At 47.1% G+C, this 21,378-nt stretch carries 11 protein-coding genes; 5 read left to right on the top strand and 6 right to left on the bottom strand.

Annotation, left to right across the window (positions count from 1 at the left end; all coding sequences use genetic code 11):
- Positions 1 to 373 precede the first annotated feature (373 nt).
- Complete coding sequence (locus HQ43_RS06240; RefSeq protein WP_036791195.1) at positions 374 to 1,735, bottom strand: UDP-N-acetylmuramoyl-tripeptide--D-alanyl-D-alanine ligase; 1,362 nt, start codon at positions 1,733 to 1,735, stop codon at positions 374 to 376.
- Positions 1,736 to 1,816: 81 nt separating this feature from the next.
- On the opposite strand from HQ43_RS06240, the gene HQ43_RS06245 reads away from it, so the two are divergent.
- Entirely contained in the window at positions 1,817 to 4,750 is a 2,934-nt protein-coding gene (locus HQ43_RS06245) for a golvesin C-terminal-like domain-containing protein (RefSeq protein WP_081964560.1), read from the top strand.
- Positions 4,751 to 4,759: 9 nt separating this feature from the next.
- Here HQ43_RS06245 and HQ43_RS06250 read toward each other — a convergent pair whose 3' ends face one another.
- From HQ43_RS06250 to HQ43_RS06270, 5 genes are all read right to left on the bottom strand, one after another.
- Positions 4,760 to 5,836 (bottom strand): mannose-1-phosphate guanylyltransferase, encoded by a 1,077-nt coding sequence (locus tag HQ43_RS06250; RefSeq protein WP_036792654.1) that lies wholly within the window; start codon positions 5,834 to 5,836, stop codon positions 4,760 to 4,762.
- On the bottom strand, positions 5,826 to 6,938 hold the full coding sequence (gene lpxK, locus HQ43_RS06255; RefSeq protein ID WP_036791198.1) for a tetraacyldisaccharide 4'-kinase: 1,113 nt from the start codon (positions 6,936 to 6,938) through the stop codon (positions 5,826 to 5,828). Before lpxK ends, HQ43_RS06250 begins: the two co-directional genes overlap by 11 nt.
- A gap of 90 nt (positions 6,939 to 7,028) precedes the next feature.
- On the bottom strand, positions 7,029 to 8,831 hold the full coding sequence (gene sppA, locus HQ43_RS06260) for a signal peptide peptidase SppA (protein WP_036791200.1): 1,803 nt from the start codon (positions 8,829 to 8,831) through the stop codon (positions 7,029 to 7,031).
- A 195-nt stretch (positions 8,832 to 9,026) separates the two neighbouring features.
- The gene (locus HQ43_RS06265; protein ID WP_036791203.1) at positions 9,027 to 10,208 is read right to left on the bottom strand and encodes a DUF4369 domain-containing protein; all 1,182 of its coding nucleotides are present in this window, start codon (positions 10,206 to 10,208) and stop codon (positions 9,027 to 9,029) included.
- A gap of 41 nt (positions 10,209 to 10,249) precedes the next feature.
- Positions 10,250 to 12,538: a T9SS type A sorting domain-containing protein gene (locus HQ43_RS06270; RefSeq protein WP_081964561.1), complete on the bottom strand. Its 2,289-nt coding sequence runs from the start codon at positions 12,536 to 12,538 to the stop codon at positions 10,250 to 10,252.
- A 245-nt stretch (positions 12,539 to 12,783) separates the two neighbouring features.
- Here HQ43_RS06270 and HQ43_RS06275 point away from each other — a divergent pair, with 245 nt between their 5' ends.
- From HQ43_RS06275 to HQ43_RS06290, 4 genes are all read left to right on the top strand, one after another.
- Positions 12,784 to 14,379, top strand: a complete 1,596-nt coding sequence (locus HQ43_RS06275; protein ID WP_152567492.1) for a hypothetical protein — start codon at positions 12,784 to 12,786, stop codon at positions 14,377 to 14,379.
- 18 nt (positions 14,380 to 14,397) lie between these two features.
- On the top strand, positions 14,398 to 15,771 hold the full coding sequence (locus HQ43_RS06280) for a DUF5723 family protein (protein WP_036791212.1): 1,374 nt from the start codon (positions 14,398 to 14,400) through the stop codon (positions 15,769 to 15,771).
- A 437-nt stretch (positions 15,772 to 16,208) separates the two neighbouring features.
- Positions 16,209 to 19,001: an outer membrane beta-barrel protein gene (locus HQ43_RS06285; protein WP_081964562.1), complete on the top strand. Its 2,793-nt coding sequence runs from the start codon at positions 16,209 to 16,211 to the stop codon at positions 18,999 to 19,001.
- Between the two features lie 219 nt (positions 19,002 to 19,220).
- A complete protein-coding gene (locus HQ43_RS06290) occupies positions 19,221 to 21,341 on the top strand; it encodes a M3 family metallopeptidase (RefSeq protein WP_036791218.1) in 2,121 nt (706 codons plus the stop codon).
- Positions 21,342 to 21,378 lie beyond the last annotated feature (37 nt).

Here is a 21,378-nt window from a genome sequence, read left to right on the forward strand (position 1 = left end):
TAAGTGTGGATAAGCCACAATACATCTCCATTTTAACAGCGCAAAGGTATTTACTTTCCGAAATGCCTGCAATCACTAAAAATGGCTATTTTTCATCCGGATGCGCATGAAATCAAGGAGAATCGAGGCGACATTAGGGATGAAAGGGATGTAGCAAGGAGCGGCAAAAAGAAAAGAGAAAGAGTGAAAATGCACAAACTGCCATGCTACTTGCGATATTCGGCTTCAGTTGCGATTGGGGAGTACGTTTCTTCCGGCTTCACTCTTTGCACCTTCTGTTTTATCTGTCCTGACGGAACCAAAAAGGGCTGTGCAAAAATGAGTTTTGACACAGCCCCTAAGAGATATTTCTTAAAACAGCGATAGGATAATCTTACCGGATTTCCGCTTCAAAAACAGGTAAAATCTGTTCTAATGCTATGCCGCGAGACCCCTTGATAAGGATGGTAGAGCCGGCAGGCGGAAGAGGTGTCTCCCCTGAACGGAAGGAGGAGAGGAGGTCGGCACTTGTCCGGAAGAGATAGACGGAAGAGTCCGTATGGCTGCAAGACAACCGGTGCCATACCTCGGCAAAAGCATCCCCTACGAGATAGAGAGGAGACAAGCGTGGTATGGATAGAGCCGTTTCGAGTACTTCGGTATGGACGTGGGCAGTCTCTTCTCCCATTTCGAGCATATCGCCAAGTATGGCAGACACATTCTTCTCCGCACGGGAGAGTAGCTCCAGATTGGAGAGAGCCGCTTTCATGCTGGAGAGATTGGCGTTGTAAGCGTCCAATATGAGTGTATGGTGCGGCAGAGAGAGGAGTTGAGACCGCTTGTTGGTGGGAGTATAGGCTTCGATAGCCTTGATTCCCTCTTCAAGAGAGACACCGAGAAGATGCCCCAAAGAGAGTGCCGCCAGTGCGTTGGGCAGATTGTAGCCTCCGACAAGCGAGCTTTTCAGGTGGTATGTTTCCGCATCGAAAGAGATTTTAGCCGAGAGGTAAGGATCATCGGATGGGAGAAGCTCTCCGAAAAGTCTCGCCCGGCTTGTACTGTGGGTGGTATAGGAGAAAGTCTCTTGCCCTTTCCACTTGTCGGAGAGAAGCGCATCGTCCAGATTGAGGATGTAGCTTCCTCTGCCATCCGAACGAGAGAGAAGAAAGTGAGGAAGCTCGCTTTTGGTCTCCAATACACCTTGTAGAGAGCCGAAGCCTTCGAGATGAGCCGCTCCGATATTGGTTACCAGCCCGATGGTCGGCTCGGCTATATTCACCAGCTCTTCGATGTCGCCCTTTTTGCTTGCTCCCATTTCGATGATTGCGACTTCGTGCCGAGGGTTGAGCCTGAGAAGTGTCAGAGGCACACCGATATGGTTATTGAGGTTGCCTTCTGTAGCAAGAACATTGTACTTTGAACGGAGTACGGCAAGGGTCAGTTCCTTAGTGGTGGTTTTGCCATTAGTACCCGTGATGCCCACCACAGGTATATCGAACAACCTGCGATGATAGTGCGCAAGCTCCTGTAACGCACGCAGCGTATCGGGCACACAGATACATCGGGGATTGTGTTGCAGAGCCTCATCGCTCACAAGAGCGTATGCGGCTCCGGATGCCAACGCTTGGAGCGCAAAGGTGTTACCGTCGAAGTGTTCGCCTTTGAGTGCTACGAAGAGCGAACCGGGCGCAATATGCCGGCTATCCGTAGAGATACCGGAGCATTCCATAAAGCGACTGTGCAGGAGTCTGACCATGGGGAAATAAAAATCTATAAACTTTTTTACCTAAGCACAAATGTAGGGATAACCTCTGATATTTCTCTTATATTTGCTTTCATGATAGGTACAAAAAGATTTTGGTTTATTCTCCTTATCTGTCTTGTCTGTACAGGGGCTGTATGGGGACAGAGAGGCATCAGAAAAGAACAGTGGTACACCCCTCTGGGACAATATATAGAGCTACATCCATCCTTTAGCAATGTTTCTACCGGACGGGTAGAGGTGAAGTCGGCTTCCGTAGGAGGAGCCATGGTTATCTTGAATCTCAATACGAACGGTCTCAATGTCCCTTATCGGGAAGAGATGGTAAAAGATATATATGCCTACGCTTCGTCTCTTCTTCCCGAAGGGATGCAGGAGTACAAGATAGCCATCAGGGTAGACGGACAGAATATAGAGGATCTTATCCCGGAAGCGTATAAAGGAAAGCACTACCGCTCATCCCGACAGAAGTGGGGCGAAAAGGCGGTGAGAAAGACGGAGTATCCGTTGGTCCGAAAAACAGGTACGCCATACGCCATAACAGCCGGTCTGCAAGGCAGACATATTGCGGTGTGGCAGAGTCACGGCAGATACTTCGATACACAAAAGAACGAATGGAAGTGGCAACGCCCTTTGGTTTTCGGCACAACGGAAGATCTCTTCACACAAAGCTATATCGTTCCTTATGTGGTACCCATGCTGGAGAAAGCCGGAGCAGTGGTACTCCTGCCACGAGAAAGGGATCTGAACAGGGAGGAGTATATCATAGATAACGATGCTTCGGTACTGACGAAAGGTGTCTATGCCGAACGAAATGCTCGTGTAAAGTGGGAAGAGGGTAAGGAGAGCGGTTTTGCTTATACCTCTGCCAGATTGAGAGATAACGAGAACCCTTTTTCTCAAGGCAGTTACAGACAGATAGAGAGCAGAACAAAAGGAGAACTGAGCCGTGCCACATGGATACCGGAGATCACAAAAGAGGCAGAATATGCTGTTTATGTCAGCTATAAGTCGCTCCCCAACAGTGTAGAAGATGCTCACTATTCGGTATATCATGCCGGAGGGGTATCTACTTTTGTGGTGAACCAAACAATGGGCGGAGGTACATGGATCTATCTTGGGACATTTCTTTTTAAGCCTGAAAAGAAAGGGGTAGACCAAAACTTTATAACTCTTACCAACGAAAGCGCAACGGCAGGAAAGATAGTAACAGCCGATGCGGTAAAGATAGGTGGAGGCATGGGACACGTAGAGCGTGGATACCCACAGGTGGTAGGACGTGGAAGAAGAAAGCGTACAATCCCTGCTACCTACTCTGTAAGTGGAATGCCGAGGTATGCAGAGAGTGCAAGATACTGGATGCAGTGGGCAGGTGTTCCCGATAGTATATACAACGGAAGCAAGAGCGCAAATGACTATGTGGATGACTATCGTTCTCGCGGACAGTGGGTAAACTATCTGATGGGCGGGCTTCCCACCACTTCTTATTCGGGTGGATTGAACATCCCTATCGACCTATCTTTTGCGCTACACTCGGATGCCGGCGTGAGGGATGGGGAGGAGACTTTCGGAGTACTTGGGATATACAACAGCCAGCACGAGGATGGTCGCTATCCCAATGGTATATCTCGCAGTGCGGCAAGAGATCTTACCGATATTGTGCAGACAACCATCATGGAGGATTTGAGGCGTACCTACCGGAAAGATTGGGTACGGAGGGGAATGTGGGATAAAAACTACTCGGAAGCAACATGGCAACATGCCCCTTCGTTGCTCCTCGAAATGATCTCTCATCAAAATCGTGCAGATATGCAGTATGGTCTTGATCCCGATTTTCGCTTTACCTATTCGAGAGCTATATATAAAGGTATTCTGAAGTTTTTGTCTTACGAGTTTGGTCAGAAGTATGTGGTGCAACCTCTTCCGCCTACCGGTGTCGCAGTAGAGCCTTGGGGGCAAGATTCGGTAGTGCTGACATGGTCGCCTCGACACGATCCATTGGAGCCCTCTGCCTCTCCTCACCATTATATGGTCTATACGAGGAAGAATAATGGCGGGTTTGATAACGGATTGATTGTTGCCGACTCTATTCTGTTTCTCCCTGTGGAGAAGAACAGCATATATTCATTCAAGATTACAGGAGTGAATGACGGAGGAGAGAGCTTCCCTTCCGAGATAGTGTCTGCCGGTATAAGCATTCAGGCACATGGAGATGTACTTGTGGTAAACGGCTTTGACAGGGTGAGTGCACCCTCTCTCTTCGGAGAGTATGACTCCGGCGTGCCCTATCTGAAAGATATATCTGGCGTGGATCATGTTGCCGGAAATAGCTTTGACTACCCCTACACTCACGGTAAGGCTTTGATGGCTTCGGGTTGTTCGTTCTTCTCTTCATCGGTCAGTCGTGTAGAGAAAGAGCCGGAAATGCTCAAGAGATATACGGTGGTGGATCTTGTTTTGGGTAAACAACGCAGTACGGTGGTGGGTACTCCCTCTTATGGAAAGATGAAGTATAAAAGCATGAGTCCGGATTTGCAGTTTGCCGTAGAGTCTTATCTGATGGGTGGCGGACGATTGATACTGACAGCCGCTCACCTTGTATCGGATCTCTCCACACCTGTTCACTCTCTACCTGACAGCTACGATAGGAATTTCCTTAACACGGTTCTTAATCTTGCATCTCCCGATTCAGTGCAGACTGTTCCCGTAAACGGACAGATGATGATCCGAGACCTGACCAATCCGAAAGAAGCAGGAAACTATTACAGTGTACAGGTGCACTCTTTCCCAAATCCGAACCATTACTATATAGATAAGGTAGATGCTCTCTGGCCCTATAACCAAAAAGATGTGAGGATGTTTATTGCCACCCATGATGGGACACCCTTGGGGATAACCACGAAGTCTCCTTATCACATCGTGCTATCGTCCATCCCATTCGAGACAATAAGCTCGGAAGAGGATAGAGCGTGGATTATGAATATCTTTTTGAGGGTGTTGAGGGAGTAGATTATCGGACTACTTCTCCTGCTTTTCTTTTATAATCTCGTGCATCGCAGCCTCGTCTCCACGACGAGAAATGAAGAGAGTTTCAGGGGTATCGACAACCAGCATATCTTCTATGCCATATAATACAAGGCGTTTGTTGGGAGAAGAGGACTTGACGAGCAAATTTCGGCACTCCCGCAGATCTACCTCCTTGGCTTTCGGTGCGGAGACAGCATTCTCTGCATCATCTTTATCCAACTGATGATAAAGGCTTTCCCATGTTCCAAGATCGCTCCATCCAAAATCGGAAGGTGCAACTTTTACATTATGAGCCTTTTCTATAAGCCCATAATCAATAGAGACCGAAGGCGAACGGAGAAAAGCAAGGCGCACATCTGCACTCTCCTGAGGAGTATTATAGGAAGAGATAGGGGCAAACAGAGATGATACTTCAGGCAAGTGAGCCTCTAAAGCAGAGGTAAAAACCGAGGCTTTCCATATAAACATACCGGAATTCCAAAGATAATTGCCCTTAGCCAACATATCCACGGCAACAGGAAGGGAGGGCTTTTCTTTGAATTGAAGTACCGGCTGAGAGCGATTCAGTCTCATGATGCTTTGTTCCACTTCTATATAACCGTAGCCTATGGCTGGATAAGTAGGACGAATGCCGATAGTAAACAGAGCATCCTCTTTTTCAGCATCTTCGAGTTGTTTTGCAATGCAATCACGGAAGCGACCTTCATCTGCAATATAATGATCAGAAGGTGTAACCAATAACAGAGCATTCGGATCCTTTTGCTTCAGCTTATATGCCGCATAGGCTATACATGGAGCGGTGTTGCGTCTTTCCGGTTCCGTGAGGACTTGATGAGCTTTTAGCATGGGCAGTTCTGCCAAAACATCTTCTCGGTAGGCTTCACCGGTCATAACATAAAAGTTCTCTGTCGGGAAGAGAGGAGAGAGTCTGTCGAATGTCATACGTATGAAACTTTTACCAGTTCCCAACACATCTATGAACTGTTTCGGTTGAGACGCTTTGCTCAGTGGCCAGAATCTACTTCCTACTCCACCGGCAAGAATAATGCAGTAGTGGTTACTTCTCATGCTTTTTTTCTCTTTTATTTTCCAGTGCCAAAACATTGCGGATCTCAGTCAGCAATTTAGCTTGAGCATCTGAAGCCATCGCAATCTCCATAGGAACGCAATAACATCGGGCTTGTATTTCCGAAGCTACTGATAGCAGGTGCGGATAGAGTCTTACCGAATCTTTTTCCGTTGTAAGCAGATAGGCATTCGAATGTTTTCTTAGCTGTTCGATGATAGATTCGACCTCTTTCTTCTGAAAGTTATGATGATCCGGGAATGCAAACCTCATCTTTTCTACATAACCTTCTCCCTTTTGGCGAAGAAAGAAAATGTTCGGATTGGCAATACCTGCCACGAGAATTACCTCCGATCCCCTATTGGGAGGAGGAATGGTCTGAGAAGAAGAACCTATCTGCTCATCGGTAAGTATTCTTCTCGGAGGCATCATGCGCATGGAGCTGAAGTATAAAGATTGATGTGCCTGAAGCTCCATCTCTCCTTCCAGCAGTTTCATCTGTATCGGCTTTATACTGCTTGGCGTCCGAGTGATAATTACAGCGTCTGCTCTATACTTAGCCTCCTGAGGCTCTCTCAGATTGCCGTACGGAAGAAGATCATCCTGCGTAAATGGTCTCTGGAATGAGGTTAGAAGAATAGTATATGTAGGCTTGACATATCTGTGTTGAAAGCCATCGTCCATTAAGATCAATGTCGGACGCAGCTCTTTGGGCATAGCTTCAAAATGAGCCATAGCCCTGAGTCTGCAGCCATCTACATAGACATAGACATTGGGGAACTTTTGTTTGATCTGCAAAGGTTCATCTCCGGCTAAATCCACCGTATGCTCCGGAAGAACTTCCATAGGAGTGTTGCTCTTTCTTCCATAACCTCTGGAGAGAACGGCTATGCGATAGAGAGGAGAAAGCTGGCGGATCAAAAACTCTATGTGAGGCGTTTTCCCCGTACCTCCCACTGCAATGTTTCCCACACAGATAGTCGGAATAGGAGGCTTTTCGGAAAGTAACCAACCATTGTCAAACGCAAAATTGCGCAAAGCAACGCCTACTCCGTACAATACGGAGGGGATCTTTAGCAATATGTTACGTTTAGGTATGGTCATCTTCCCTACTCAAAACAGCCCTATCCAAGGGCTTATTAAGTACACAACCCCGAAAGCACCTGTAAAAGTCCTTTCGGGGTTCTGATTATTTTACTGTTCTGTAATGTCTATTTCCGGCATTGCCAGGATTCCTGTCGTACGCTGAGCCTTACGGATAGCATTCAGGAACTTTTGCTCTTCCGGAGAGAGAAGAGAGTCGAATAGATTGGCTTTCACATCTGAATAGCCACCGACAAGCTTCATCCACCACTCTTTCTTATCGCTCTTCGGATAGTAAAGGTAGTACTTGTCTACTTCAGCCAGACGAGCAGCCTCTTCTACCGCATCTTCAAAAGTACCCAGCATATCTACAAGTCCCAGTTCAATGGCTTTTTGTCCCAGCCATACGCGACCTTGACCCACACTATCAACTTGGGCAACGGTCATGCCTCTTCCGTCTGCAACACGCTTCTTGAACAGTTCGTAGCCACGTTCTACCATATTTTGGATTACCGCTTTCTCCTTATCTGTCATAGGACGAAGTGTATTTCCAAGATCTGATAGCTCGTGTGTCTTTACCACATCCATTGTCAGATCAATCTTATTGGCTGCCCCTGTGAAGTTCGGGAACTGTCCGAAGATACCAATACTTCCGGTAAGGGTCGTCGGATCTGCGAATATCTTGTTGGCAGCACAAGAGATGTAATATCCACCCGAAGCAGCGTAGTCTCCCATGGAAACAACAATCGGCTTCTTGGCTTTAAGATCATTGACCTCTTTCCAAATCTGTTCGGAAAGGAATGCAGATCCTCCCGGAGAATTTACTCTCATGACTACTGCTTTGATGTCGTCATCCTCTGCCAATTCTCGCAGTTTCTTTGCAACATCCATATCAATGATAGTGGCATTTTCAAACTCTCCTGTAGATTCGCGAATCTCTCCTTCGGCAATAACTACACCGATAGCGTCCCCTTTAGATACATGGCGAGCACTTTTGGAACGGAGATATTGTGAAACCGTTACACCATTATAGAGTTCTTTGTCTCTTTCACCCGTATAACGCTCCGCCAACATAGGTTCCACGTCAAGGCTGTACATCAGAGAGTCCACCAAACCATACTCTACCGCTTTTCGGATAGATCCCATGCCGTATCCTCTGTTCACAAATGCTTCAAGGCTATCGCGATTGATACCACGAGAAGCAACTATGGCATCAGCCACGTTGTCCCAGAGTCCGTCTATATATTCTTGTAACTGCAATCGGTTCGGCTCACTTAGCTTTTTCAGAACAAAAGGCTCTACGGCACCCTTGAAAGTACCTACCTTGAAGATTTGCATCTCCACACCGAGCTTTTGAAGAGGTCCGGTATAGAACATCACCTGACGGCTCAATCCCATCATTGTCAACATACCTTCGGGATTCATATAGATCTTATCCGCAACGCTGGCAAGATAGTAGCTCTTATCCGATAGCATATCTGCATACGTAAAGATCATTTTGCCACTTTTCTTGAAAGACTCCAACTCTTGACGAAGCTCTTGTGCTGTGGCATAACCCATACCGACACCTGAGAAGTCGATATAAATTGCTTCAATATTTTGGTCTTCTGCAGCTGAGCGGATTGCCTTCTTTATCTCAGAAAGAGTAAGCATCCCCTCACTATCTCGTTTGCCCGGCAAGAATGCTGCAAAAGGATTATCTGCTTTGCTTTCGGAGATAACTCCTCCCGGAACTATCTCTAATATACTTCCACTTTCAACTTGAAATACAGAAGTATCTTCTCTGCTTGTGAAAGCTGATATGCTGGCTGTTATAGCCGAAACTACCACAAAGAAAAACAGGATCATTGCCACTACGCTTGCTAAGATCACTCCCAAGCAAGAAGCAAAGACCATTTTAATAAATTGTTTCATCTGTTTTGTCTGCCTATTTTTATAAATACTATTATAGTTGCAAATATAAACATATTATTCAAACCGCGCTCGTTCATAGCAAGATAGATTCATCCCATCAGTGAATCGGTTAGGTGCGGATTTTAGAAAGCTATGTGATTGTTCTTTCTGTCTCTAAGACACTATACGGCAGAAAGATTTCTTTTGGCTTTTATGTTAGAGCCACTTGTCGAGCGTAGCGAGTACCTCGTTAAAGTCCGTGAATCTTGCCTTGAGTTCTCCGTCTTTGATTAAGAACATTGTCGGCAACGTGTTCAGATTGTAGAGACCGATATATTTGGAGAAGACACCATCCGTATCTTGTACATTTACCCAAGGATAGTTCTGAATGGTGCTGTACCAAATGTGTCCATCTCTTTCAAGACCGACTTGGTAAATGCGAAGCCCTTTGTTATGATAGTTTTGGTATAAAAGATCAATACTCTCACAGTATGCCGCAGACCATTCTGCGCCCATGGCAGTAAAAGAAAGAAGAGTGATCTCCCCTGTTCCTACAACAGAAGAAAGAGAGATGGTGTCTCCCTTGGCATTCGGAAGACTTACTTCCAGATAGCCTACAACTGCGGCACTGTTCTCAAAGCTTTTTTGTAATTGTTGCTGGTTCTTTTGACTGCGAACTGCAGCAATAGATTGCAGAGCCAGTTTGTGCAGATGCTTAGAGCGTTCAGCGTCCGGATATTCGGCATCGAAAGCCGTAGCGACAATGGCAAACAGCTTTGAGTCTGCCTCTTCATAGATGTTGAAGATGAGGTAACCACCCAACTCTTGGAACAGCGCATAGTACGCTGCCAAAGATGCAGGGTCTTCATAGATATATTTGATAGCTACCTCTTTGTACTGCTCTATGTGTTGCTTCTGTTTGGATTGGAATACAGAGTCCGGCATGTGTCCGTCAACATATTCTGCCAAGTCCTTTGATATACCTACATTGGCATCCAATTGGGCAAGGAATATCTCTTTTACTTTTTCTGATGTGGCAGATCCCTCCACAGTGTATCCGGTAGCAAAGCTGGAGTAATCCGTTTCTACTCTGATGTGTGATATCGTATCTATTGCCAGAGTAATGACTTGATTTTCTACACGCAATCTGTAAAACTCCGGAAGTTCTCCGAGCTCTTCTGTAAATTTGAAGGATCCGTTGGCGTGGAGTTTGACTGAATCCAAGACCTCTACACCAGATAGCTTTCTCCGCTCCAAGTAGATGGTTTTACCTTCAGCCCCTCTAACATGACCATCGATAATGCTCTTTTTGTTGGAAGTACAAGAGGTAATAAACAAGGCAAGCAGAGAGAGAAGAAATAGCTTGCTACTGAATGTTGTGTGTAGAGAACGTTTCATCTTGGGGTGTATATGAGGTAGGAATATTGGGATGTCTTATTCTATTTCGGATCTAAAAGGATCTTTTTCGAGTGTTTGTTGCCTTTATCGTCCGTTACGTGAATGATATAAATGCCCGGAGGAAATGATCCAACATTCAGCGTAACGCTTTGAGATTGAGATTCGCTCTGTATCATTCTCTGCCCCAAAAGGGTATAAAGAGTTATGGTGTGTTTGCTAAACATCTCTCCGGATGGATTCTCTTTGAATTGTACAAGGAGATCTCCTCCCGTATAGCGCAATCTAAAGTAGTCTTTTGCATCGAGAGGCAGATCCTCATAGTCCAGTTTGTCTCCGGTATAGGAAAGTCTTGTGCAGAGCGATATGCCTCTAAATGCTTCCGGCCATTCTGTCCATGATGCAGCATCGGAGGAAGTCCACAGATAATTCTCCCTGCCACGGATCGGAGCTGTAAGCAGAGTGATGCCAGACTGCATCGCATCCACCTGGTAAGCCACAAGTATTTCATTCCCGGAAGACAAGGTGATAGGCTCTGTAAAGCTACTGAACACCTCAACACTTCCACGAGCCACCACATCTTCAGTTGTGTGGATCGCTTGTTTATTGCTGCTAACCACATCATCCAAGCGAACGTCTCCGGATAAAATCTTTTTGACATCTCCCGAAGGCATGCGGCGATAAATCGTGTACGGAACAGCTACTGGAAGAACCTTATTTAAGGATACAGGAATGTGAAGCGTTGTAGTCATCCCATGCAGTGTGATGGGGGATGCCGAAGCAGGAACGCGAAAACGTTCTGCCACTGTCTTGGGAAGAGGATTTATCTTATTGGTATATAGGGAGAGCGACTTGAGAATATCAGCCTTGTAGTTATCCATCACATTAGACCATGTGTTTACCTCCTTTGCTTCTTTGTACAATGGTCTTCCCGCTATCTTTTCCATGCCGGAGCCTGTCGGGTCAAGTATTTGTCCCATTGTCGGCATGGATGGCCTCTTTCTGCTATCCCAGTTGAATCCGATACCCGTATATACATCGTTGAAAGGAGAGTCGCATTCGGATGCTCCGGCAGTAAGGAATCCAATCATATAACCTTCCGCATCATAGAGGGGCGAACCTGAAGATCCCGGCATCGTTACTCCAAGATCCCATTTTTTTACCCACCAATAATAGAGATTTGGCTCTATGGGATAAGGATAGCTCAAGCTCGGAGGCCAACCTTTCAGAACCTGCTTTGAGGTCATGCACAAACGTTTGGGCATCCCGTTGGGGTGATGTACACAGACAAAAGGACCATCCGGATTGGAGACAGTCCTATTCCACCCTCCGAGATAGGCGTTATATTCTATTGGGGGCTTTTGGTTTAACTCCAGCAGACACATGTCTCCCGGTTCATAAATCGTGAGGAGCTTTGCCCCTGCAATGGATTGTTGTACGGGAGGAGCTATAAGACCCTCACAGTCGGTAGTTTGATGAGAGAAGTATGCCACGACTGTTTTGGCAAGATGATCATAATCCTTGTCTATGTCGAAGAACGATCTCAGCAAAACGTGAGAGGCTGTGGCTAAAATGGGACGCCCATCTTCTGCCGTGTTGTTGATCATGGCTCCGGATCCTCTTACCGTTCCGTTGACGATAAGACTGACTACCGCTTTGCTCTCTCTGCTATACTGAGGCAGGCAGACAACGTTCGGGGTACATGGCAATGTTTTGGGATTGGATTCGCGAGGTTGAGCGCGAAACTCGGCATTCACCTCTCCAAGATGCAGTTCTGCTTTCTCTTCTAAAGAAAAGGGGAGATCCAATTCGATGAGGACAGTACTTCCTTCGATCGACATGGTGGGAAGAGCCTTGCTTTCCGAGTTGTTTTCATTTCCGAAAGGTCCTATGAATGTTTCCGGATTGTCCAGCGAATAGATGGTGATGTAGCTGTCTTCCGGAAGAAAAAATCTGTCAAAGAAAAAGTTGAGTCCCTTGGCATTGGGAACCTTTACGGCATATCTTATCAATGTTCGTCCATCGGAGGCTTTTTGTCTATGTCCGTCTTGGAGAAGATTTACGCTTACCGGTCTTTTATGAGCAAACAGCTCTGCTCCTCTAAGGTCTTTTGCTCTCTTTTGCGAGACGATAAGCATGGAATCTACATTCAGAGGAGCAAGTTCAAGAGTCGGGATCTGCCCTTGTTGCAGTATGCTCACACCCATCTGTTGCATACTTATGCGAGGGCGTTTGGAGACGATCTGAGCCCCCGCTTGCAAGCATAGTCCGCAACAGAACAGGGCTAAAAAGCCCCAAAGTATTCTACCCCGATACCTGCCTCTATTGCTCATAAGGCGTTGTAGCTTCTTTTATGATTTATTCTGTTTCTTCCACAAAGATAAAACATTGAGTTAAAATAACAGCATAAAACAGCATCCAATAATGCCGTCCGAATTGGTATCTATTCTTTTTCTTCTTCTATTAAAACTCCGAATATTGATTTTACCTCAAGTCAAAGGCACAAATGAGATGTGAAGTTTATAAAATAACTACCTTTGTGTACATAGAATGAGGAATATACAATAGAGTAACAGATATGATAAGAAAAGATTTAGTAGCCCTTCTCTGCGGCTTATTGATGTCAATCTCTTTCCAGTCTTGCGGAGATGCCGATCTTTTTTCTCGGAAGCCGGAAATCCGGATGGAAGAGAAAGGAGATTGGGTACTTCCTTTGGGATATGCCGATGTCGGTATAGGAGAAGTGCTCTTAGGGCATAAGTTGGGAAACGGAGCCTTGAAGATAGACCGAGAGCAGGACAGGTTGTTGATCAAGTTGGAAGATCCTAACGCTTTCCGCTGGGATCTTGCCTCTTTTACTGCCCGACAAGTCAAGAATGTAGAATTTACATTTAAGACTCCTTCTGCCGGGTACTCTCAGGATATGGTGATACCCGGAAATGATCTGAATAAAATCGGTGAAATCTTTCCTCTGGAGCTTGGTCGATTTACATTCTCACTATCGGACAAGATAAAATCTTCCGAGAGGATCGTTTTGGAAGGAGATATTCGTGTGAAGCTCTCGAACGTTCCCATGAAAGCAACGTTCATCCTTGGACTGGTCAATGCAACCGATGAACAGGGAGAGCCCATCCGTTTGTATTTGAGCTCCAACGGGAAAGATAAAGAGTTGGAAGCCACGTTCCGTTTGCCGGGAGTGAATCTTTTGCCGGGCAATGGTAATACCATCAACATGGGTTACGAGTTTTCCATTATTCCCGAAAACAGTCCGGGAGATGTCGTTTTGAAGAAAGGAGAAGCGATAGAGATAAAGATCGAGATATTGGAAGCAAAGATAAAGGGGTTCAAAGGCGTTGTAGATCCTACGGAAATAATTTTTCGGACGAATACCACCAAGTGGAAATTCGATGAATGGAGTCGTGCTCAGGCTTTGTGGCTAAAAGGGACGAAGTTTGATCTTACGCTGAAAACCAAAGGCGTGGATATGGGTATGTCTGTCGGTGCCAAGCTAAAATCTCTGAAGAAGTCAAGCTCTATTCCTCTCTATATCCCGCCGATAAAAGTTTTTGACATAAAGAGTCTGAGACAGGAGGATGTCCATACTATAAGATATGACGGAGACGCCTTGGAAGCATTCCTTTCCGGTCTGGACAAGTCCGGAATGGAGATAGAATGCAAGGTGATTGTTCCGACAAGAGGAAAGATAGCTTTCAACTCCGGGCTACGCCTTGCCGGAGGATACCGCCTCGAACAGCCTCTCGATCTTCGCGTAGAGAAATTTCCGGTGAAGGTAACGCTTCCTCTCTCTTCTTTGGAAGAACTCAAACGTTTCGACGGGTTGTATGAGACCATCAGTCTGTGCGTTGTGGGGAGGAGCAATATTCCTTTCGAGATTGTCTGCGAAAAGTTCATCTTTTTGGATGCCAAAGGAAAAGAGATACCGGGCGCAACGGTTACAGTCTCCGGAGGTATAACCGGAAGCACGGATGGAAAGAGTTTTGCCGACAGCCGTATAGTTGCGGAGCTGACCGCAGAGCAGAGCCGTCTTATCCGGAATGCGACAAAAGTAAAGGTGCAAGGCTATATCCGCACATTGTCTGAGGAGACTGTTCAGCTGCGTCCTTCTCAAAGCATGGCACTGCATATTTCTGCCGGAATCAACCACAAGTTTTAACCTCACAGCCATTCACTCATGAATACATATATATATAGGACACTTTCTCTCGTTGCTCTTTTTTTTGTCTGTGCCGTTTCGGCAAAGGCGCAACAGCCGGATCACACACTGCTGACCACCGATGCGGACTTTGCGCGGATCTCTCAAAACCCCTCTTATATCCCTGATCACGACAGAGTGATTGTGGGGCTGCCTTTCATTTCTCAGGTCAGCTTAGACCTTCGTCTGCCGGTGGCTCCGAGCAGTGTTCTGCATAAAGATGAGAAGGGGACTTATCTGATATTGGATCGGGCACTTAGGAGTGCAGCCGGTCAGCCTTTTATGACGATGGCAAATGCGGATCTGTTCACTTACGGAGAGAAGTTCGGCAGCGGATTCTACTCCATTCAGCTCGGCATTCGTGCGGATGTGGCGATGGCTCTTCCCGCTTCTTTGGCGGACTTTGTAGCCAACGGTAACGCCCACTATATGGGTCGGGATCATTCCCTTGGGCATATTCCGATGGCGCACAGACGCTATGTGCAGTTGGCTATCGGGTATGCCAACGACAGGATATTGAAGCAGCGCAATCTCCGCATCGGGGGGCGGCTCAAGCTGCTCACGATGGCATCGGGAGCTTTTTCGGACGGCGGAGATTTTATTTTCCGCACAGACGAGCAGGGGCGTACTTTGGCGTTGAGCGGCACACAGCATTATGTGGTAAACAGCCCCAAGAAACTTCGGGTAAATTCGGAAGGGGATGTGGACCTAGGTGCGCTCGGCAGAGATATGCTGCACGATAAATCTTTCTCCAACTATGGTCTGGGGATGGATCTGGGCGCGGAGTATCGTCTCGACAGACACTGGTCTTTCGGTTTTTCGATAACCGATCTCGGCTTCATCCGCTGGAATGGCAAGAATCTGAAATCGGTAGAGCTGGATCTCTCCGGTGATAAAGTTCTTGAGTTCAAGGGCGTTGATTTTTCCAACGCTCTCATCAATAAAAATCAGGGCAAAGATCCTTCGTTGGATGCTCTCATCCGACAGCTGGAGTCTGCCGTTACGGCTCGTGATGCAGAACGTTCCTACTTTTCTTCTCTATACACCCGTCTCGGTGCCACGGCAGAATACACTCCGACAGATCCTGTCAAGATAAAGGCTCTTGTCGGTGGGGCATGGGTGAGCGGACTTTTCCACTACGAGGCGGCACTCAGCTCCTCTTACCGTCCGGCACGATTCTTTACGATGGCGGCAAGTGTCAGCTCCATGAAAAGCACCCCTTTCAGTCTCGGTGGAGCCGTTATTTTGGGAGACGGATTTCAGACCATTTTTGCCGTGGATAATCTTTTGGTTTTGGACTATACGGGGGTTCGTCGGGCGGCAGTTCGTCTGGGTATTAGTTTGAGGTTTTAATCTGCTGGTTTTCAATCCGTAAAGCGTGATTGAAAACTTCCTTCCGAAAGCAGCCTAATTTTCGTACGTACGAAAATATTTTTTCGTACGTACGAAAATTTTTTTTTGTACGTACAAAAATTTTTTTTTGTACGTACACAATTTTTTTTCTGTACGTGCGCAATTTTTTTTCTGTACGTGCGTAAATATTTTTTCGTGCGCATGAAAATATTTTTTTGTGCGCATGAAAATATTTTTTTGTGCGCACGAAAATTTTCTTCCATGCGCACGAAAGTTTAGGAGGGTTGCTTGAGGAGTGATTTTTATGAGGTTCTCCCCCGGTATTTCCGAGCGACCTTTTTGGGGGATGTTTGGAGAGAAAAATCGTTACCGCCGTTAAACCTGCATCGGGGAACAGGCATCCAATAGAGGAAAAACAGTAAAAAACATACACGATTATGTCTTCAAAACAGGAAAGCAAGAGTCGACGGATCTGTCTCCTTGCTCTATTTATCACTTTATTTTCAGGTTGGGCGGCTGTGCCCGGCACGCTTCATGCCCAGGGCAAGAAGCAGTACACCATTCAGGCAACCATCGTAGAGAAGGAGAGCGGACGCTTGGCTTCGGGAGCTTCGGCGCGTCTGCTGCATGCCAAAGACAGCTCTTTCTATAAGGGCAATGCCGCAAACACGCAAGGGAACATAACGATAGGCGATGTCTCGGAAGGGAAGTATGTCTTCCGGGTTACCTATATGGGTTTTCAGACGAAAGACAGCATCATCACGGTTGCGGGGGACAGGTACAAGCTGGACTTCGGGAAGATATTCATCGTGGAAGAGACGCAGAACCTCACCGATGTGGTGGTAACGAAGTATCTCGCACCGGTTACGGTGAAGAAAGATACGACCGAGTTCAACGCTTCTTCCTTTAAGGTGCGCGACGGTGCCAGCGTCGAGGAGCTGATCAAGAAGCTCCCGGGCATGGAGGTCTCGGACGACGGAGCCATCAAGTACAACGGCGAGAGCATCGAGGGTCTCCAGCTGGACGGCAGGGATTTCTTTACCGACAACATCACGATGGGAACCAAAAATCTGCTTTCGGACATGATAGACAAGCTCCAAGTGGTGGACAAAAAGAGCGACGAGAGCCGTCTGACCGGAATGAGCGACGGGGAGAACAAGAAGATCATCAACCTTGTCGTCAAAAAAGACAGAAAGAAAGGATTGATGGGAAACCTCTCCGGCGGATACGGCACGGAGAACAGATATGAGGCAAATGCGATGATCAACGCCTTTATGGATAAGACAAGGTTAACATTTCTCGGTAACTCCAACAATCTGCCCAAGGGCGGCAACATGAACGGAATGCCTACGGAACACTCTTTCGGACTTAATCTGGATCAGAACATCAGCAAGAAGCTGAGCTTTGTTACCGACATCTCTTATGACGATAACCGAAATCGCAGAACCGGCTACAACCTCAACACCGAACTTTTGGGCGGAAACAACAAATCCCAGCAGAACAATCAGCACTTCGACAACCTCTCCGGAGATCGCACTTTCCGTGCCAACACTCGCATGGAATGGCATCCGGACTCTCTCACGACCATCTATGTACGTCCGGCTGTGAGGTACTCCTCCAACATGCGCGACTTCTCGCAGAAGCACAACACGTTCCTCCCGGATGGCACAAAGATCAACGACGGAGAGAGGACGGAGGTATCGGAGTCGGACAACCTGCGTGCGAATATAGGCTTCCATGCGGCAAGAAGACTCAACAACAACGGACGGAATATTCTTGTGGGAGGTATGCTGAATTACAGCAGCGGCACCGAGAACAGCAATGTCATATCAAAGACCCTCTTTTATAACCAGGCTGGAAATGAGATCAATCTCGATCAGAACATCATCCAAGCCAATAGCGGTGTCAGTGCGCGCTTTCGTACATCTTGGGTCGAACCTCTTGCGAAAAGATTTTATCTCCAGCTGGAATACAACCCCTCGCTATCCTTTTCCGGCAGCGACAGACAGGCGTACAACAAAGATGCGCAGGGAGGATACACGGTACAAGACCCTCTTTACTCGAAGAATACCGAGTACAGCATGATCTCTAATAACTTCGGCTTTAATCTTCGGTACAATACCGGAAAAGGACTCAATACACAGCTCGGCTTCTCTTGGATACCGACAAGCACGGAGAGCAGATACGGTCTCGGAAACGGGACATCGGATTCTCGAACACGATTTGTCTGGGACTACTCTCCGACGCTAAGAGTGGAGTACAGCAAGGAACGCAGCAACCGTCTCTTCTTCGAGTATCGGGGAAATACCTATCAGCCCTCCATGAACCAGCTGATGCCTATTGCCGACCTTCGCGATCCTCTGAACAAGGTCATAGGTAATCCGGATCTTCTGCCCGGCTTTTCGCATGACCTGTACGGCGGATTCTCTTTCAGCAACAACAAAACGAGGTCGTTTGTCAACTTTCATACTTTTGGAAACTATAACCAACGCAGCATCGTGAGCAAGAGTACCATTGATCCTGCGACGGGAGCGCGGGAGTCCACTTACGTCAATGCGGATGGCGACTATGGTCTCAACGCCAATCTCAGATATTCTCAAGGGATAGGGAAGATGCCTCTCACGTTGGATCTGGGTGCCGGGTATGGTGCCTCTTCCAATCAGGGCTATATCAACGGAGTGCTCGGTGAGACCACCTCGCAGCGTCCAAGCGCATCGCTCTCTTTCCGATGGAATAAAGAGCCTCTATCCATATCGTTTGGCAGCCGTGCCAACTGGAATACGACCCGAAACAATATCTCTTCGCAGCTTGATAGAGACACAAGAATCGTGCAGCTTCATGGCGATGTGAGCCTCTCTCTTCCATGGAACATGATGCTGACTGCCGACTATAACTTTACCAACCGGACAGGGTTCAACGAAGCTCTCAACGGCAACTACCATCTTCTCAATGCGAGACTTTCAAAAAGTTTCTTGAAGAACAATGCCGCAACGGTAGAGTTGTCTTGGTTCGATATACTCGGACAGCGCACCGCATATTCGTTCACCCAGACAGCAAGAAATATCACAGACAGCTATGTGGCAACGGTTACGACCTATGCGATGGTTACTTTCAAGTACAACTTCAACTTCTTTGGCGGAGGCAGCTCTTCCAATGCCGATGCTCAGAGAACAGGCAGACGATACGGCGGCTATGGTGGCTACGGCTACGGCGGAGGTCGTCCGAGATAACAGCCCGACGGCTCTTTCTGACAATCGCATAGAAAATCTTTCTCATGGCAATGATGTAAACCCTAAAGCGTTAGAGTAGAGCATTCGTAAGCTGGAGAGGAGAGCCGGAGCATTTTGCTTCGGCTCTTTTGTTTTTCATCTTCTTTCCGTAAAGTTATATTTCTTTACACCCGAAAAAATAGCTATCTTCGGACGGATAATACAAACTCAACTTTCAGTATGAAAAAATTATTACTCAGCCTTGCAGCACTGGTGGTTCTTGCCACTGCCTGCGAAAAGAAACAATCGGAATCCGTGAAAGATAATCCTCTTGTAGCCGGAAGCACATTGGAACAGGGTGCTCCGGAGTTTGACAAAATCTACAACCGCCACTATATGCCTGCATTCAAGGCAGGTATGGAACAGCAGAGAGAGGAGATCGAAAGCATCGTCAACAGCAGCGAAGCTCCCTCTTTCGAGAACACCATCCTTGCATACGAGCGTTCCGGAGCGGTACTGCGCCGCACATCCAACGTCTTCTTCGCTCTTGCCAACGCCAACAGCTCGGACAGCATTTTGGCAATAGAGCAGGAGGTAACTCCTCTTCTTGCAGAGCATCAAAACTTTATCAGCCTTAACGACAAGCTTTTCGAGCGCATCCGTGTCGTGTATGAAAACTCTTACGAAACTTTGGAGGGAGAAGACAAGAAGCTCCTGAAAGAGATCTACGACGGCTTCGTACGCGAAGGTGCAGCCCTTGAAGCAGACAAGAAGGCAGAGTTGGAAAAGATTAACACCCGCCTTGCATCGCTCCAACAAGAGTTCGAGTCGAAAGTAACGAAAGGTACCAACGCCGCAGGTGTATGGGTTGCCACAGCAGAAGAGCTGTCGGGTCTTTCCGATGCCCAACTCAAGCAAGCCGAAGCGGATGCACAAGCAGCAGGAGGAAAAGAGAAATATTTCCTCGTGGTTTCCAATACTACACAACAACCTCTTCTCGCTTCGTTGGACAACAGAGAGGTGCGCAGAAAACTGTTTGAAGCCTCTGTCTCCAGAACATCTCCCGATAGCGGCTTCAATACAGAGCCTATCGCCCTTGAGATCATCCGTCTTCGTGCCAAGAAAGCAGAGCTTTTAGGCTTCAGAACATTTGCAGACTGGAGATTGCAGGACGCTATGGCAAAAGAGCCTCAAAACGTCTACACATTCTTCCAAGACCTTATCATTCCTTACATCCCTAAGATCAACGCAGAGACTGCCGAGATCGAAGCCTACGCTCGTAAGACCGAAGGAGCCGACTTCTCTCTTGAACCATACGACAGATTCTACTTCTCTGCCAAGATGAAGAGAGAAAAGTTTGCCTTCGATGAGGCTGAGGTAAGGCAGTATTTCGAGTTGAACAACGTGTTGAACAACGGTGTCTTCTACGCTGCAAACGCAATCTTCGGCATTACATTTGAAGAGCGCAACGACCTTCCGGTTTATCATCCCGATGTAAAGGTGTACAACGTGAAGGATGCAGACGGTACTCTCCTTGCGATATTCTATACAGACTTCTTCCGCAGAGACTCTAAGAGAGGCGGTGCATGGATGGACGCTTTCGCAAAACAGAGTTCATACTTCGGTCAGCTGCCTATCATCTACAATGTTTGCAACTATGCAAAACCAGCCGAAGGACAGCCGGCTCTTCTCTCCATAGACGATGTAGAAACCATGTTCCACGAGTTCGGACACGCCATACACGGTATGCTCTCCAACTGTAAATACAATACCCTTTCCGGAACAGCCGTGAGCAGAGACTTCGTGGAATACCCTTCTCAGTTCAACGAATACTTCATCACCGTGGACGCTGTCTTTGACAACTTTGCGAAACACTACGCTACCGGTGAGCCGATGCCTGCCGAACTTAAGAAGAAAGTAAGAGAATCCGAAAACTTCCACTCCGCATACTCTCTCGGAGAGAACATGAGTGCCGTGTTGGTAGACATGGGATGGCATATCCTTTCATCGGAAAGTGCCGAAAAGATAACCTCTATCAAGGAGAAAGAAGATGAGATCTTGTCAAATCTTAAGCTCTACAACAAGCAAGTGCCTCCACGCTATCACTCACTCTACTTCCGTCATGTCTTTGGCGGCGGATATGCAGCAGGATACTACTCTTACCTCTGGTCGGAAGTGTTGGCAGTGAATACCGGAGACCTCTTCTCGGCAAACGGTGGTCTTAGCAGAGAATTGGGACAAAAGTACAGAGACTTGATCGTCTCTATTGGTAATACCAAAGATTTGGAAAAGCAGTTCACAGAGCTTACCGGACTCGAAGCTCCGGACTCTAAAGCTCTTCTAAGAGCCAAAGGTCTCTAATCTCACAGAGCCTTACATACAGACGGCAGAGGCGGCA

It is taken from the genome of Porphyromonas canoris (assembly GCF_000769115.1).
Classification (GTDB): Bacteria; Bacteroidota; Bacteroidia; order Bacteroidales; family Porphyromonadaceae; genus Porphyromonas_A; species Porphyromonas_A canoris.

What these genes read in the sequence shown, in the direction of transcription:
- HQ43_RS06250 (WP_036792654.1), bottom strand. Translation starts at nt 5,836, where the DNA reads ATGAGAAGTAACCACTACTGCATTATTCTTGCCGGTGGAGTAGGAAGT.
- HQ43_RS06275 (WP_152567492.1), top strand. Translation starts at nt 12,784, where the DNA reads ATGATAAGAAAAGATTTAGTAGCCCTTCTCTGCGGCTTATTGATGTCA.
- sppA (WP_036791200.1), bottom strand. Translation starts at nt 8,831, where the DNA reads ATGAAACAATTTATTAAAATGGTCTTTGCTTCTTGCTTGGGAGTGATC.
- HQ43_RS06265 (WP_036791203.1), bottom strand. Translation starts at nt 10,208, where the DNA reads ATGAAACGTTCTCTACACACAACATTCAGTAGCAAGCTATTTCTTCTC.
- HQ43_RS06270 (WP_081964561.1), bottom strand. Translation starts at nt 12,538, where the DNA reads ATGAGCAATAGAGGCAGGTATCGGGGTAGAATACTTTGGGGCTTTTTA.
- lpxK (WP_036791198.1), bottom strand. Translation starts at nt 6,938, where the DNA reads ATGACCATACCTAAACGTAACATATTGCTAAAGATCCCCTCCGTATTG.
- HQ43_RS06280 (WP_036791212.1), top strand. Translation starts at nt 14,398, where the DNA reads ATGAATACATATATATATAGGACACTTTCTCTCGTTGCTCTTTTTTTT.
- HQ43_RS06245 (WP_081964560.1), top strand. Translation starts at nt 1,817, where the DNA reads ATGATAGGTACAAAAAGATTTTGGTTTATTCTCCTTATCTGTCTTGTC.
- HQ43_RS06285 (WP_081964562.1), top strand. Translation starts at nt 16,209, where the DNA reads ATGTCTTCAAAACAGGAAAGCAAGAGTCGACGGATCTGTCTCCTTGCT.
- HQ43_RS06240 (WP_036791195.1), bottom strand. Translation starts at nt 1,735, where the DNA reads ATGGTCAGACTCCTGCACAGTCGCTTTATGGAATGCTCCGGTATCTCT.
- HQ43_RS06290 (WP_036791218.1), top strand. Translation starts at nt 19,221, where the DNA reads ATGAAAAAATTATTACTCAGCCTTGCAGCACTGGTGGTTCTTGCCACT.